Source organism: Nocardia altamirensis NBRC 108246 (assembly GCF_001612685.1).
GTDB lineage: Bacteria > Actinomycetota > Actinomycetes > Mycobacteriales > Mycobacteriaceae > Nocardia > Nocardia altamirensis.
Genome location: NZ_BDAY01000046.1, coordinates 53,433 through 70,885, shown reverse-complemented (window position 1 = coordinate 70,885; position 17,453 = coordinate 53,433). Strand labels below are relative to the sequence as shown.

Here is a 17,453-nt window from a genome sequence, read left to right as displayed (position 1 = left end):
CTCATCTCCTCGTCACGCCTCGCCGAATTCGGCGTCGATCAGCTGCAGGACTTCATCGGCTGTCGTTGCGGCTTCGATCAATTCGCTGGTGTGCCCACCGCCGCTGGTGAGGCCGGCGAGCAGGGCGCGGAGCCGATCGGCGACCCTTGGCCGGTCCGGCTCGGTGGTCAGCGCGAGCGCTTCTTCGAGCCTGCGCAGTTCCTTGTCGATCGGCGCCTCCGTGTCGACCGCGCCGACCTGGGTGAGCAGCAGCCGGGTCAGCGCCCGCGGTGTCGGATGGTCGAACACCACGGTTGCCGTCAGCCGCAGACCGGTGACCTGGGTCAGCCGGTTGCGCAGCTGCACCGCCGCCAGCGAGTCGAAGCCGACCTCGCTGAACGCGCGGTCCGCGTCGACCGAGGTCGCCGACGCATGCCCGAGCACCGCCGCGACCTGGGCCTGCACGAGCTCGAGCACCACCCGCTCCCGGTCCGCCTCGGCGACCTCGGCCAAGCGGTCGGCCAGTGTGCCGCTGGTGGTTTCGGCAGGCCGCTGCGGGACCCGGACCAGGCCGCGCAGCAGCGCGGGCAGCATGCCGCCGCGGGCCTGGACCCGCAGCTGCGCGGCGTCGAGCAGCACCGGCGCAAGCAGCGCCGCATCCTGGCCGAGCGCCTGGTCGAACAACTCCAGGCCGAGCTCGGTCGGCAGCGCGGCCGCACCGAGCTGGGCCAGCCTGGCCAATTCGGCCTCGCCGAGCTCGCCGGTCATCCCGGTCGCGTCGGCCCACAGTCCCCAGGCCAGCGACTGGCCAGGCTGGCCCGCCGCGCGGCGCTGCTGCGCTAGCGCGTCGAGCACCGCGTTCGCGGCCGCGTAGTTGCCCTGACCCGGGCTGCCGATCAGCGCAGCCACCGACGAGAACAGTACGAAGGCCGCGAGATTCGCGTCCGCGGTGAGCTCGTGCAGGTGCCACGCAGCGGCCGCCTTCGGCTGCAGCACCCGGTCCAGCTGCTGCGGGGTCAGTGACCCGACCACTCCGTCGTCGAGCACGCCCGCCGCGTGGATGACCGCGGTCAGCGGTCGGTCCAGCGTCGCGAGCAGTGCGGCAAGCTGCGCCCGGTCGCCAACGTCGCACGCCTCGACACGGCTTTGTGCCCCAAGGGATTCGAGTTCGGTGACCAGCTCGGCCACTCCGTCGGCAGCCGCGCCGCGCCGGCTCACCAGCAGCAGGTGCCTTGCGCCGTGGCGGCGAACCAGATGCTCGGCGAACACCGCACCGAGGCCACCGGTGCCGCCGGTGATCAGCACTGTGCCTTCCGGATCCAGCGTTGTCGTGGTCGGCGAGCCCGGCGTCGCCTTGGCCAGCCGCGGCGCGAGCAGGCGTCCGTCGCGCACCGCGAGCTGTGGTTCGTCCAGGTCGATCAGCGCACTCCAATCCGGTTCGCCTGCACCGGAATCAGCGATTCCGACGTCTACGAGCACGAATCGATCCGGATGCTCGGACCGTGCGCTCTGCAGCAATCCGGCCACGGCCGCCTGGACCGGATCCGGCGCGTCGGTCGCGACGGCCCCGTGCGTCACCACGACGAGCTTGGCCGCCGACAGCGCCGGTTCCGCCAGCAACCGCTGGACCAGTGCCAGCGCATCGGCCGCTGCCGCGCGGGTGGCGTCGGCAGGCGCACCGGTGGGCACAGCCACCGAGGTGAGCACCGCCTGCGGCACCGGAGCACCCTCGGCGATCGCGTGTGCCAGCGCAGCCAGATCGGCGTACCGCTCGCCGGAGGCGGCCAATGCGCCGAGCACCGCAATGCGGGCGGGCCTGGCCGGGCCGATGGGGACCGGCGCCCAGTCGACCCGGTACAGCGCCCGCTGCCCACTCTGACGAGCTGCTTCGAGCTGCGCCTGTTCGACAGGGCGGACATCGAGACGCGGCACGCTCGCCACGGGCTGTCCGTCGGTGTCGGCCAACTCCAGCCGCAGTGCAGTCGGATCGGCCAGGCCGATCCGCACCCGCAGCTTGGTCTGACCCGGCCGGATCAGGTGCACGCCGGACCACGAGAACGGCAGACCGCCGGGGCTGTCCGCGCCGTTGTCGAGCATGCCGAGCCCGCCGTGCAGGGCACTGTCGAACAGCGCGGGGTGGATGGCGAATCCGTCAGCGGGACCGGCGGATTCGGGGAGCACCAGCTCGGTGCAGACGTCGTCGCCGACTCGCCACGCGGCCTGGACGGCCCGGAAGGCCGGTCCGTAGTCGAAGCCGACGTCGGTGAGCTGCGCGTGCCTGCCGACCAAGGTGTAGAGCTCGTCGACGGTGAGCGGCTCGGCACCGGACGGCGGCCACTGCACCGGCCACAGATCGGGCGTGGTCGCGGAACCGGCGAGCCAGCCCCTGGCATGGCAGGTGGCCTCGGCAGATTCCTCGGCGGCCCTGGTTTCGGGCCGGGAGAAGATCACCACTTCGCGGCGTCCGTCGCTGCCCGGCGTCCCGACCGTCACCTGCACTTGCCGGGTGACATCGTCCTCCAGGATCAGTGGCGCCTCGATGACCAGCTCGTCCACCACCGGGCAGCCGACGTGCCCGCCCGCGGTCAGCGCCAACTCCACCAGCGCGGTGCCCGGCACCAGCACGATGCCGAACACCACGTGATCGCGGGTCCACGGCTGCGAGTCCTGCGAGATCCGACCGGTGAACACCCACTCGTCGCGGTTGCCGACCGGCAGCGCCGCCGCGAGCACCGGGTGCACGATCCGATCCAGCCCGGCCGCCGTCGCATCGCCGGACGTGGCGGCCGATGTGCTGAGCCAAAAGCGTTCGTGCTGAAAGGCGTAGGTCGGCAAGTCGATGACGCGGGCGCCGGCATGGAACCCGGCCCAGTCCACCGACACACCGGTCAGGTGCGCTTCGGCCAGCGACAACGCGAACCGGTCGCGGCCACCGTCGTCGCGGCGTAGCGAGCCGACCACACCGGCGCGACCCTCCGCACCCTGTGCGGCGATGGTCTGCTCGACGGCCATGGTCAGCACCGGATGCGGGGACATCTCGACAAAGCACCCGGCGCCCTGGTCGAGCAGTGCGCGGATCGCAGGCTCGAAACCGACACGGCCACGCAGGTTCTGGTACCAGTAGCTCCCGTCGAGGATCTCGGTGTCGACGAATTCGCCGGTGACCGTGGAGTAGAACGGGATCGAACCGGGCTGCGGTGTCACCGGCGCGAGCAGCGTCGCCAGCTCTGCCTCGATGGTTTCCACCTGTGCCGAATGCGAGGCGTAGTCCACCGCGACGCGACGCGCCCGGATGCCCTCGCCCTCGCAGACTGCGAGCAGCTCGTCGAGCGCGTCCGGCGAACCAGAAACGACCACTGCCGCAGGTCCGTTCACCGCTGCGATGGAGACTCGGCCGTCGTAGGGCGCGAGTAGTTCGGTCACCCGATCCTCCGACGCGGCGACCGACATCATCCCGCCGAGACCGGCCAGATGCTGCGCGATGGCCCGCGACCGCAATGCCGCAACGCGGGCACCGTCAGTCAGCGACAGGCCACCAGCCACCACGGCGGCCGCGATCTCTCCCTGCGAATGACCCACTACAGCAATGGGTTCCACGCCGTGCGCGCGCCACAGTGCCGCCAGTGACACCATCACTGCCCACAGCGCGGGCTGCACCACGTCGACCCGTTCGAGCGACGGCGCACCGTCGGCGCTGCGCAGCACCGCTTCCAGGTCCCAGTCGGTGAACTCAGCCAAAGCCTTGCCGCATTCGCGCAGTCGCTCCGCGAAAACCGGTGTGGTATCGAGCAACTCAACCGCCATACCAGCCCACTGCGCACCCTGACCGGGGAAGACGAACACCGGCTTCGCGCTGGTCGCGAGGACCCGGCCTTCGACCACGTTGTCGTCCGGTTCGGCGATCGCGACCGCGGCCAGTCCGGCGAGCAGCACGTCACGGTCGGTGGCGACCACCGCCGCGCGATGCTCCAGCTGCGCGCGGCTCACTGCCGTCGAGTAGCCCAGGTCGAGCAGCGAGACATCAGGCCGGGTAAGAACGTTGGCGCGCAACCGGTCTGCCTGTGTCCGCAATGCCGCAGGCGTGCGGCCGGAGACGAGCACGACGGCGGGATCGCCGGTCGGCTCGACAGGCGCACCCACCTCCGCCGTGCGCGGCGCCTCCTCCAGAATCACGTGCCCGTTGGTGCCGCTGACGCCGAAGGACGACACCCCGGCCCGGCGCGGATGGCCGTTGGTCTGCCACGGCCTGGCCTCGGTGAGCAGCGAGACCGCTCCCGACGCCCAATCCACGTGTGGCGACGGCGCATCCACGTGCAGGGTGCGCGGCAGCAGCTCGTTGCGTAATGCCAGCACCATTTTGATCACGCTGGCGATACCGGCCGCGGCCGAGGTGTGGCCGATGTTGGATTTGATCGAGCCGAGCCACAGCGGATCTCCCGCGCGTTCCTGACCGTAGGTGGCAAGCAGCGCCTGCGCCTCGATCGGATCGCCGAGCTTGGTGCCGGTGCCGTGGCCCTCGACCGCATCGACATCGGCCGGAGTCAGCCGCGCATTGGCCAGCGCGGCACGGATCACCCGCTCCTGCGACGGACCGTTCGGCGCGGTGAGCCCGTTGCTGGCGCCGTCCTGGTTGATCGCGCTGCCGCGCACCACCGCGAGCACCCGATGCCCGTTGCGTTCGGCATCGGAAAGCCGTTCCAGCACAAGCGCACCGACGCCGTCACCGAAGCCGGTGCCGTCCGCGCCAGCGGCGTAGGACCGGCAGCGGCCGTCCGGCGACACCGCCCGCTGCCTGCTGAACTCGGTCAGCAGGTAGGGGCCTGCCAGCAGGGTCACCCCGCCGACCAGCGCCATCGAGCAGTCGCCGGACCGCAGCGCCTGCGAGGCCACGTGCAGCGCCACCATCGAGGAGGAGCAGGCGGTATCCACCGACACCGCAGGGCCTTCCAGCCCGAGGCTGTAGGCGATCCGGCCGGACACCACGCTCGTCGTGGTGCCGGTGAGCCGGTAGCCCTCCAGCTCGCTGGACAGCGCCCCGCCGTAGTCGGTCGTCACGACACCGGTGAAGACGCCGGTCTCGCTGCCGCGCAACGAGGTCGGGTCGATCCCGGCGTGCTCGAACGCCTCCCACGCGGTCTCCAGCATCAAGCGCTGCTGGGGGTCCATGGCCAGCGCCTCGCGCGGGCTGATCCCGAAGAACTCCGCGTCGAACACGTCGGGCTCGGTCAGGAAGCCGCCGCCCTTCGTGTACACCGTGCCCGTGTGGTCGGGGTCGGGATCGTAGATCCGGTCCAGATCCCAGCCGCGATCGGTAGGCAGACCTGAGACCGCGTCGCGGCCTGCGACAAGCAGTTCCCACAACTCGTCAGGGGACGCGACTCCGCCGGGGTAGCGGCACGCCATGCCGACGATGGCAAGCGGCTCGTCGGCGGCAACCGGTCGGGTACGCGCCGCTGGGCGCGAAACCTCCATGGTCCCACCGACTTCGGCGAGGATCAGCCGGGCCACCGCCATGGGGTTCGGGTGATCGAAGACCAGGGTCGCGGGCAGTCGCACGCCGGTCGCCTGGTTGAGCCGGTTACGGAGCTCGACCGCGCTCAGTGAGTCGAAGCCGAGATCCTTGAAGGCCCGGTCGACGCCGATCTCGGCCGCGGAGGCGTAGCCGAGCACGGACGACACTTGGGCGCGCACGAGTTCGACCACGGTCCGTTCGCGCTCGGCCTCGGTGAGTCCGGTCAGCTGCTGAGCCAGCGAGCCGCCGGACTTGCTGCGCTGCACCGGCACTCGGACCAGGCCGCGCAGCAGCGCGGGCAATTGCCCCGCCCTGGCCTGCGTGCGCAACGCCGCCGTGTCGAGCAGGACCGGCGCAAGCAGCGCCGCGTCGAGGCCGACCGCGCGGTCGAACAGCGCGAGTCCCTGCTCGACCGGCAGTGCGGCCAAACCTGTTCGAGCCAATCGGGACAGATCGGCTTCGGTGAGCTCACCGGCCATACCGCCCTCGGCCCACAGGCCCCACGCCAGCGACGTCGCGGGCAGACCCGCGGACTTGCGCGCGGCGGCAAGTGCGTCGAGCGCGGCGTTGGCGGCGGCGTAGTTGCCCTGGCCCGGGCTGCCGATCAGCGCCGCGACCGACGAGAACAGCACGAACGCGGACAGTTTCGCGTCCGCGGTCAGCTCGTGCAGATGCCAGGCCGCGTCCACCTTGGGGCGAAGCACCCGCTGCACCTGTTCGGGGGTGAGCGCGTCGATGACACCGTCGTCGAGGACGCCCGCTGCGTGCACCACGGCCGTCGGCGGGTGGTCGAGCGTCGCAAGCAGTGCGGCAAGCTGATTCCGGTCGGCGACATCGCAGGCTTCGACTCTCGCCTGTGCCCCAAGAGATTCGAGGTCGGCGACCAGGTCGGCCACCCCGTCCGCGGCCGCACCTCGCCTGCTGACCAACAACAATCGGGGTACCCCGTGCGCGGTCACCAGGTGCCGCGCAAGCACGGCGCCCAAACCGCTGGTGCCGCCAGTGATCAGCACCGTGCTGTCGGTGCCGAACGGCGTACCGGACGGCTCGACGTCGGTGCGGGTCAGCCGAGGTGCCAACAGCTTTCCGGCGCGGAACGCGAGCTGCGGTTCGTCCGTGTCGAGTGCGGAGGCCCAATCGAGTTCCGGCGCATCGCCATCGACGAGCAGGAATCGTCCCGGGTGCTCGGACTGAGCGCTGTGCACCAGGCCCCACACCGCCGCTTGCGCCGGATCCGGCACCGTATCGGCGTCGGCAGCCACCGCATTCCGCGTCCTGATGACCAGGGTGGTGCCGTCGGTGAATCGGGCGTCGGCTAACCACCGCTGCAGCAGGCCGAGCGTGTCCAGCGTCGCCGCATGCACCGCCGCCGGGACCTCACCATCGGCGTCGAGGATCGGCACCACCACCGCGCGCGGCGTTGCGGCATCGATAGTCAGATCAGCCAGCGCGGCGGCATTGTCGAGGTGCACGATTTCGCCGGTGGCGCCGGTGGTTTCGCTGACGACCGGCAGCCACTCGACCGTGTGCATAGCCGAACCGCTACCGGACCGGCCTGCGCCGAGGCGGTCCTGTTCGACCGGTCGGACCGCGAGCGCCTTGATCGAGACGACCGGAGCGCCGCTGTCGTCCACGGCATCCAGGCGCAATGCCGAGTCGCCGGTGACGGCGGCGCGCACACGCAGTCGCGTGGCTCCGGGGCGATCGAGGCGAACCCCGTTCCAGCTAAAGGGCATTCGCTGCCCGGACACACCGTCCGTCAGCAGAATCACGCCGCTCTGCAGCGCCGCGTCGAACAGCGCCGGGTGGATGCCGTAGCCACCGTCGGTCAACGCGGCGTCGTCGGCACCGGGCAGGACGACTTCCGCATAGCTTTCGGTCGCGGTGCGCCAGGCCGCCTGCACGCCGTGGAACACGGGGCCGTAGTCGTACCCGATGTCGGCGAGGCGGCCGTACAGTGCGTCGACCGGAAGTTCGTCGGCGTCGGCGGGCGGCCACTGCTCGGGCCATGCCATGGCGGGCTCGGCGTCCGCGCCGAGGATGCCGCGGCCGTGACAGGTGCCTGGTCCGTCGGTGTCGTCGCCGGTTTCGGGCCGCGAATAGACGGCGACCTCTCTGCGCCCGTCCGCTCCGGCGGCGCCCGCGACGACCTGCAGCTGACGGGTGACACCCGCGGTCATCACCAGGGGTGCTTCGAGCACCAGCTCCTCGAGCACCGGCGTCCCGAGGTGCCGTCCCGCGGTGAGCGCCAGCTCGACCAGCGCGGTGCCTGGCACGACCATGCTGCCGAGCAGCAGATGTTCGCCGGTCCACGGCTGGGATTCGGTGCTGACCCGACCGGTGAACAGCCATTCGTCGCGGTCGCCGACGCTCACCGCGGCGGCGAGCAGCGGATGATCGAGCCTGCCGAGCCCGGCAGCGCCGGGATCACCGCTGCCGGTGGTCGGCGACAGCCAGTACCGCTTCCGCTGGAAGGCGTAGGTGGGCAGCGAGATTCGTGTCGCGCCGGTACCGGCGTAGTAGGCGGCCCAATCCACCGGGACGCCTGCGAGGGACGCGCGGCCGAGGAAGGTCGCGAAGGTCGCCGACTCGGACCGCCTGGCCCGCAGTGCGGCGACCGTGAGCACCTCGTCGGCCTGCGCGTCCAGGGTCTGGCGGGCCATGGCAGTGAGCACCGCGTCCGGGCCGAGCTCCAAGAACTTGCGCACCCCGAGCCGGAAGAGCTCCTCGACGCCGTCGGCGAAGCGCACCGCCTGGCGCACATGGTCGACCCAGTAGCGCGGCTCGGTCACCGCGACGGTGGCCAGCTTGCCCGTCACGTTGGACATGATCGGCACCGTCGGCGCATGGAAGGTCAAACCCCGTGCGACGGCTTCGAATTCGTCGAGCATGGGATCCATGTGCGGCGAGTGGAAGGCGTGCGAGACGCGCAGCCGGGTGGTCTTGCGACCCGACCAGCCTGCCAGCCACTCGTCGGCGGCGGCACCGTCACCGGAGAGCACCACTGCCTGTGGGCCGTTCACGCCCGAGATCACCAGTCGCCCTGCGTAATCGGCCAGCGACTCCTGTACCTCGGCCTCGCTCGCCTGCACCGCGATCATGGCGCCGCCCGACGGCAGCGCGCCCATCAATCGACCACGCGCCACTACCAGGGTGGCCGCGTCGGCCAGCGAAAGGACGCCGGCGACGTGGGCCGCGGCAAGCTCGCCGACCGAGTGACCGATCAGGTAATCAGCACGGACGCCGAAGGATTCGACCAACCGGAACAGCGCGACCTCGACCGCGAACAACGCGACCTGGGTGTACTCGGTCGCATTCAGCAGCTCCGCCTCGGGACTGTCCTTGGGCGCGGCGAGCAGCGCACGGACCGAACGGCCGACGCGCGGATCCAGTTCGGCGCACACCTCGTCCAGTGCCGTGGCGAATGCCGGAAATGCCTGCGCCAGCCCCGCGCCCATCCGTGTCCGCTGCGCGCCCTGTCCGGTGAACAGGAATGCGGTCTTGCCGCCGACCGACCGCCCTTGTGCCGCACCGGCTCCGGTGTCACCGTCGGCGAGGGCGGCCAGCCCGGCGATCAGTTCGTCGGTGTCGGCGGCCGTGACGACGGCACGGTGCTCCAGCAATGCCCGCGAAGTCGCCTGGGTGAAGCCGACATCCGGCAGGAACGCGTCGGGCTGCCCGGCGAGCGCGGACCGCAACTGCGCCGCCTGCGCGTGGAGCGCGGCCTCGGTGCGACCCGACACGACCACCGGCACCGCACCCGACTGCCGCGCCGCGACCGGTGCGGTCGCCTCCGCATCGGGCTCGACGCTGACCTTCGGCGCCTCCTCCAGGATCACGTGCGCGTTGGTGCCGCTGATGCCGAACGAGGACACCGCGGCCCGGCGCGGCCGCCCGTTACCGCGCCATGCGCGTTCCTCGGTGAGCAGCTCGACCTGACCGGAGGTCCAATCGATGTGCGGTGACGGCTCATTCGCGTGCAAGGTGCGCGGCAGCAGGTCGTGCCGCATGGCCTGCACCATCTTGATCACCCCGGCCACGCCTGCCGCGGCGGAGGTGTGGCCGATATTGGACTTCACCGAGCCGAGCCACAGCGGCGCGTCGATCCGCTCGCGCCCATAGGTGGCCAGCAGCGCCCGCGCCTCGATCGGATCGCCCAATTGCGTTCCGGTGCCGTGTCCTTCGACCGCGTCGATCTCGGCGGCGGTGAGCCCGGCATCGGCGAGCGCGGCCCGGATCACCCGCTCCTGCGACGGACCGTTCGGCGCCGTGAGCCCGTTGCTCGCGCCGTCCTGATTGACTGCGCTACCGCGCAGCAGGCCGAGGATGCGGCGGCCGTTGCGCCGCGCGTCCGAGAGTCGTTCCAGCACAAGCAGGCCGAGGCCGTCGGCGAAGCCGGTGCCGTCCGCGCCTGCCGCGTACGCCTTGCACCGTCCGTCCGCGGCTAGACCGCCCTGCCTGCTGAACTCGATGAACAGGAACGGCCCTGCCAGCACGGTCACGCCGCCCGCCAGCGCCAGCGAGCATTCCCGCGACCGCAATGCCTTGGCCGCCAGGTGCATTGCCACCAACGACGACGAACATGCGGTGTCGACAGTGACCGCAGGACCCTCCAGCCCGAGGCTGTAGGCGACGCGGCCGGACACCACGCTGCCCTGCGTGCCTGCCAGCCGGAACCCTTCCAGTTCCGGCGGCATCGAACCGCCGTAGTCGGAGGTCACCGCTCCGGTGAACACACCGGTGTCGCTGCCGCGCAACGAGGTCGGATCGATCCCCGCGTCCTCGAGCGCCGCCCATGCACCCTCCAGAGTGAGCCGCTGCGCCGGATCGATGGCCAACGCCTCACGCGGGCTGATGCCGAAGAACTCGGCATCGAAATCACCGACGCCCTCGATGAATCCGCCGTTGCGTGCGGTGACCGTGCCGTGCCCGCCCTGCTCGAAAAGCCGCTCCAGATCCCAGCCGCGATCGGTGGGCAGCGGGGTCATCGCGTCGCGGCCATGAGCAACCAACTCCCACAATGCCTCCGGTGTGTCGGCGCCGCCGGGGTAGCGGCAGCTCATGCCGACGATCGCCACCGGCTCGCTGTCGCGGTCCTCGAGTTCGCGCACCCTGCGGTTGGCGGTGCGCAGTTCGGTGGTCACCTTCCGCAGATAGGTGCGCAGCTTCTGCTCGTTCTGCTGGGCGTCGTCGCTCATCGAAGAACTCCGTCTCTCGTCCGTGTTCCGGTCATGCTGTGTGCTCGCTGGCATGCCCGAGGGGCCCTCCGTGGTTACGCACGCTGCCTCCTCCGGGCCCTGACTCGGTCATGCCGCCCCGAGCTCCCTGTCGATCAGGTCGAACATTTCGCTGTCGGAGGCCAGGTCGATGTCGTCGCCATCGCCGTCCGGCTCCGGGTTGTCGTTGCCGCCGCCGAGCAGGCTGCGCAGCCGGTGGCTCAGCGCCCGCAGCCGCGGCTCCAGCTCGGCAAGCGCCGCCGCGTCCTCGGCGGTCGCGCCGAGCACCAGGTGTTCGAGCCGCTGCAGCTGTTCGACGGCAGGTGACGGCCGCTCTTCGGCGGGGCCGCCGCCGAGCTCGGTGAGCAGCAACCGGGCGGTCGCGAGCGGGGTCGGGTAGTCGAACACCAGCGTCGCGGGCAGCCGGACCCCACTCACCTGGGTGAGCCGATTGCGGAGTTCGACCGCGGCCAGCGAGTCGAATCCGATGTCCTTGAAGGCACGTTCGTCTTCGATGGCGGTGGCCGTCGCGTGCCCGAGCACGGAGGCCACCTGCGCACGCACCAGGTCGAGCACCACCGCTTCGCGATCTTCGGCGGGCACGCCTGCCAACCGTTGCGCCAGCGAACCGCCCTTGCCCGCCCGTCGTGCCTGCGCTTTGACCAGATCGCGCAGCAGTGCGGGCAGCAGCCCCTCGCGCGCCTGACCGCGCAGCGCGGCCAGGTTCAGGCGCACCGGAGCCAGCAACGCCGGATCCGCGGTGAGGGCCTGATCGAACAGTTGCAGACCGAGGTCGGCGGTGATCGCGCCGATGCCGGTGCGTTCCATCCTGGCCAGGTCCGCCTCGCCGAGTTCCCCGGTCATCCCGGTCGCGTCGGCCCACAGGCCCCAGGCCAATGAGACGGCGGGAAGTCCGGCGGCCCGACGCACGGCGGAGAGTGCGTCGACAGCCGCGTTGGCTGCCGCGTAGTTCGCCTGCCCCGGGTTACCGAGAATGCCTGCGGCCGAGGAGAACACGACGAACGCGGCCAGGTCGCGATGCGCGGTGAGCTCGTGCAGGTTCCATGCGGCGTCGAGCTTGGGCCGCAGCACCCGCCGAAGCTGTTGCGGTGTCAACGCTTCCACGACGCCGTCGTCGAGCACACCCGCGGTGTGCACGACCGCGGTGAGCGGCCGGTCGAGGCCGTCGAGCAGCGCCGCAAGCTGGGCGCGGTCGGCGGCATCGCAGGCGGCGACCTCGGCATGCGCGCCTGCCGCGGCCAGTTCGGCGATCAGTTCCCTGGCACCGGGCGCATCGGGGCCGCGACGGCTCACCAGCAGCAGATGCCGTGCGCCGTGTTGTGCCACAAGGTGTTTCGCCACCAGTGCGCCGAGGCCACCGGTGCCACCGGTGATCAGCACGGTCCCGTCCGGATCCAGCGGCGCAGGCACGGTGAGCACCACCTTGCCGACATTGCGGCCCTCACGCAGGAACCGGAAGGCGGCCGCACCTTGGCGCACGTCCCACGCCCGGATCGGCGAAGGCACCAGCACGCCGGCGGTGAACAGCCCGGCGATCTCGGTCAGCATCTCTTGGATCCGGTCCGGCCCCGCCTCGAGCAGGTCATAGGAGCGGTAGCGCACGCCGGCGTGCTCGCGGGCGACCACGTCCGGATCGCGCAGGTCGGTCTTGCCCATCTCGATGAACCGGCCACCGCGCGGCAGCAATTCGAGGGTGCGGTCGATGAATTCACCGGCCAGCGAGTTGAGCACGACATCGACCCCGGCACCGCCGGTCACCGCGGCGAAGTCGGTGCGGAAGCCCAGATCTCGCGAGGAGGCAAGGCGATCCTCGGGCACCCCGAGCGCCCGCACGGCCTGCCACTTCGCCGGGCTCGCGGTGGCAAGCACCTCGGCGCCGAAGTGGTTGGCGAGCTGCACCGCCGCCATGCCGACGCCGCCCGCGGCGGCGTGCACGAGCAGCCGCTCCCCTGCCTGGAGTCCGGCCAGATCGACCAGGCCGTAGTAGGCGGTCAGGTACACCACCGGCACCGCGGCGGCCTCGGCAAAGGTGAGGGTGTCCGGCATCAGTGCGATGGTGCGCCGATCGGCGACCGAGACCGGGCCGAAGGCGTCGGGCACGATGCCGAACACCCGGTCGCCGGGCGCGAGATCGGTGACGCCGGAACCGGTTTCGAGCACGACACCGGCAGCCTCGCTGCCGAGCGGCGCCTCGCCGGGATACCGGTCGAGCGCGATCAGAACGTCGCGGAAGTTGACACCGGCGGCCCGGATGCCGATCCGCACCTCGCCGACGCCGAGCGGACGCCCGCCGTCGTGCGGCACGATCGCCAGGTTCTCCAGCGAACCCTTGCGGGTGCTCGACAGCCGCCAACCGGTGCCCTCCTGGGCCGCAGCGACCTTGCCGAGCCGCGGCGCGAACAGTCCGCCTGCACGCATCGCCAGCTGTGGTTCGTCGAGCGCCGCCAGCGCGGACCAGTCCAGCTCCGGGTCGACAGCGGAATCCAGGTCGACCAGCAGGAATCGGTCCGGATGCTCGGCCTGGGCGCTGCGGATCAGACCCCACACCGGGGACTGCGTCAGATCCGGTGCTTCCGCGCCGACTGCGACCGCTCGCTTGGTCACCACGACAAGTGTTGCGGCACTGAGGTTTTCGGCCGCCAGCCAGCGCTGCACCATGGCCAGCGTCGATTCCGTCACGGCGGTCGCGGCGGCCACCGGATCGCCTGCGGTGTCCGGGGTTTCGAGGGCGGCGAGCACCAGATCGGGCGACTGCAGGCCCGCGCCAACGGCGCGATCGAGGTCATCGATGTCTGCGGCCTGCGCGGCGGCCAGCACGGCGATCTGCGCTGCGCTCTGCGCGTCGGACGCCGACGAGTCCCAGTGCACTGCCGCCCAATCGAGCTGGAACAGCGACTGCGCGGGGGTCGCGGCGCCGCCGGCCAGCTGGCCGGGAGCCACCGCGCGCAGGGTGAGGCCGTCGACGGACACCACGCTTGCGCCGTCCTCGTCGACGATGTCGATGCGAAGACCTGCGGTGCCGCCGGAGCTGATGCGTGCCCGCACCCGCGATCCGGCACGTTGCCCGAATCGCACGCCGGACCAGGAGAAGGGTAGATCGGGTGCTGAACCCGGCGCTTTGTCCAGCAGCGCGCCGTGCAGTGCGGCGTCGAGCAGGGCCGGGTGCACCACGAAACCGTCGGCGCCGAGCGCGTCGCCTTCGCTGTCGTCGGGCAGGGCGACCTCGGTGTAGATGTCGTTGCCGTCGCGCCAGGCCGCTTGCACGCCTTGGAACAGCGGGCCGTATTCGAGGCCCGCGTCGGCCAGGCGCTCGTACAGGTCATCGACCGACACCCGATCTGCGCCGACCGGCGGCCACTGCACGGCGGCACGCGCCGGTTCCGGGTCGACGGTGACCTTGCCGCGGGCGTGGCGGATCGTCTCGACCGGTTCCTCAGTGTCGCTGGCGGTTTCGACACGGGAGTACAGGGACACTGTGCGGGCGCCGTCGCCGTCCGCCGGGCCGAAGACCACCTGCAGCTGCCGCACCGTGTCGGCATCGAGGGTCAGCGGAGCTTCGAGGATCAATTCGTCGATGACGTCGCAGCCGACAGTGCGCGCCGCGGCGGCGGTCAGTTCGATCAGCGCGGCCCCGGGCACGATGGCGGTGCCGAGCACCAGGTGCTCACGCAGCCACGGCTGAGTGTCGTGCGAGAGGCGGCCGGTGAACACCCATTCGTCGCGGTCACCGACCGTCACCGAGGCGGCCAGGATCGGGTGTGCGACCCGGCCGAGCCCGGCCGCGGCCGCGTCGCCCGTGCCGACGCCAGCGGTCAGCCAGAAGCGTTCCCGTTGGAAAGCGTAGGTAGGCAAGGAAACCCGCTGCGCGCCCGTGCCCGCGAAGCTCACGGACCAGTCGACCTCGACGCCGCACACGTGTGCCTCGGCGAGTGAGGTGACGAACCGGTCGAATCCGCCGTCGTCGCGGCGCAGTGAACCCAGCACGCCCGCACGCCCCTGACCGCCCTGCGCGGTGATCGTCTCCTCGACCGCCATCGTCAGCACCGGATGCGGGGACATCTCGACAAAGCACCCGGCACCTTGGTCGAGCAGTGCGCGGATCGCAGGCTCGAAACCGACACGGCCACGCAGGTTCCGATACCAGTAGCCGCCGTCCAGTACCGAGGTGTCGACGAATTCGCCGGTAACCGTCGAGTAGAACGGGATCGACCCCGATTGCGGTGTCACTGGCGCAAGCAACGTCGCCAGCTCTGCCTCGATGGTTTCCACCTGTGCCGAATGCGAGGCATAGTCCACCGCGACCCGCCTGGCCCGGATCTCCTCGCCCTCGCACACCGCCAGCAGCTCGTCCAGCGCCTCGGGTGCACCGGAAACAACTACCGCCGCAGGACCATTGACCGCCGCGATGGAAGCCCGCCCGTCGTACGGTGCGAGCAGCTCGGTCACCCGCTCCACCGGCGCGGCCACCGACATCATGCCGCCGAGACCGGCCAGATGCTGCGCGATCGCGCGCGACCGGAGGGCGGCGACTCGTGCGCCGTCGGTCAGCGACAGACCGCCAGCCACCACGGCGGCCGCGATCTCGCCCTGCGAATGACCCACGACCGCGGTGGGTTCCACACCGTAGGAGCGCCACAGCGCGGCGAGCGACACCATCACTGCCCACAACGCGGGCTGCACCACATCCACTCGGTCGAGCGACGGCGCGCCATCAGCACTGCGCAGCACCGCTTCCAAGTCCCAGTCGGTGAACTCAGCCAAAGCCTTGCCGCACTCACGCAACCGCTCCGCGAAAACCGGTGCGGTATCGAGCAACTCAACGGCCATGCCGACCCACTGCGCGCCCTGACCCGGAAACACGAACACCGGCTTCACAGTCGAGGCGAGCACGCGGCCCTCGACCACTCGCCCGGCGGGCTCGGCCGAGCTCAGCTCGGACAGCTTGGTCAACAGGTCGCCGCGATCGGCCGCCACGATCACGGCCCGCCGGTCCAACCATGCACGCGTGGTCGCCTGCGCGAAAGCAACATCCAGATAGGAGATTTCGGGCCGCGCGATCATGTGCGCCCGGATCCGGTCCGCCTGTTCGCGCAGCGCGCCTTCGCTGCGCGCCGAGAGCAGCACCGGCACCGCGGGCGGACGCACGGTCGCGGCGGGCTCCGCCGTCTCGACCGGAACGACCGGCGCCTCTTCGAGAATCACGTGGGCGTTGGTGCCGCTGACGCCGAACGAAGACACCCCGGCCCGGCGCGGCCGCTCACCACGCAGCCACGGCTGCGGCTCGGTCAGCAGCTCGACACGGCCGTAGGACCAATCGACGTGCGGCGACGGCGCGTCCACATGCAGTGTGCGCGGCAGCATTTCGTGGCGCATCGCCTGCACCATCTTGATGACCCCTGCCACGCCTGCGGCCGCCTGGGTGTGCCCGATGTTGGACTTCACCGACCCGAGCCACAGCGGGTTGTCCCGATGCTGGCCGTAGGTGGCCAGCAGGGCCTCCGCCTCGATCGGATCGCCGAGTTTGGTTCCGGTGCCGTGGCCCTCGACCACGTCCACGTCGGCCGCGGCCAGCCCGGAGTTCGCCAGTGCCGTGCGGATCACCCGCTCCTGCGATGGGCCGTTGGGTGCGGTCAAACCGTTGCTCGCACCGTCGTGGTTCACCGCGCTGCCGCGCACCACCGCGAGGACCCGGTGTCCGTTGCGGGTGGCGTCGGAAAGTCGTTCCAGGACAATCAGGCCGACGCCCTCGCCCCAGCCGACCCCGTCCGCGGCGGCCGCGTAGGCCTTGCAGCGCCCGTCCGGCGACAGCGCCCGCTGGCGGCTGAATTCGATGAACGGGTTGGGCCGCACCATCACCGAGACGCCGCCGACCAGGGCCAGCGAGCAATCGCGGCCGCGCAGCGCCTTGGCGGCCACGTCGATGGCGACCAGCGACGCCGAACACGCGGTGTCGACGGTGACCGACGGACCCTCCAGCCCATACGCGAAGCTGATCCGCCCCGAGGCCACACTCGGCGCCGAGGCGATGGCCAGATAGCCCTCGATCTCCGCGCGGCGGGCACTCTCGCCCGCCACGTACTGGTAGTCGGAGAACATCACGCCGCAGAACACACCGGTATCGCTGCCGCGCAGCGCGATCGGATCGATCCCGGCGTCCTCGAAAGCCTCCCAGGCGGTCTCGAGCAGCAGCCGCTGTTGCGGGTCCATCACCAGCGCCTCGCGCGGGCTCACCCCGAAGAATTCGGCGTCGAAGTCGGCCATGCCGTCCAGGAAGGCGCCCTCACGGGTGTACGCGGTCCCTGGGTGGTCGGGGTCGGGGTGGTAGAGGTTCGCGATGTCCCAGCCACGGTCGGTGGGGAACTCGGAGGTGCCGATTCGGCCCTGCGTCACCAACTCCCATAGCTCGTCCGGCGAGCCGACGCCGCCGGGGTACCGGCAGCTCATGCCGACAATCGCCAGCGGCTCGCTGACCCGGTCGGCCAGCTGCTGATTCTCGCGGCGCAGTCGCTCCGATTCCTTGAGCGACCTACGCAGCGCCCCGACGACGTCCGGCTTCTCGACGGCCATGCCATTCCTCCCGTGTGCTTACACGCCAATGTCCGGAACCGGGGCCTGCGACACTGCGGCAACCAACGGACCGGACGTCTTGAAAGAGCGCAACGCAGTGGCGTCGGATACACCGAGGTCCGTTGCTGCGCAATACTTCTCGTCGAAGTCGGACAGCA

2 protein-coding genes are annotated in these 17,453 nt (G+C 70.9%); both read right to left on the bottom strand.

Annotation, left to right across the window (positions count from 1 at the left end):
- Positions 1-12: 12 nt before the first annotated feature.
- Entirely contained in the window at positions 13-10,689 is a 10,677-nt protein-coding gene (locus NA11_RS23680; protein ID WP_069164174.1) for a type I polyketide synthase, read from the bottom strand.
- Positions 10,690-10,797: 108 nt separating this feature from the next.
- Complete coding sequence (locus tag NA11_RS23675; RefSeq protein WP_069164173.1) at positions 10,798-17,295, bottom strand: type I polyketide synthase; 6,498 nt, start codon at positions 17,293-17,295, stop codon at positions 10,798-10,800.
- Between the last annotated feature and the right edge of the window lie 158 nt (positions 17,296-17,453).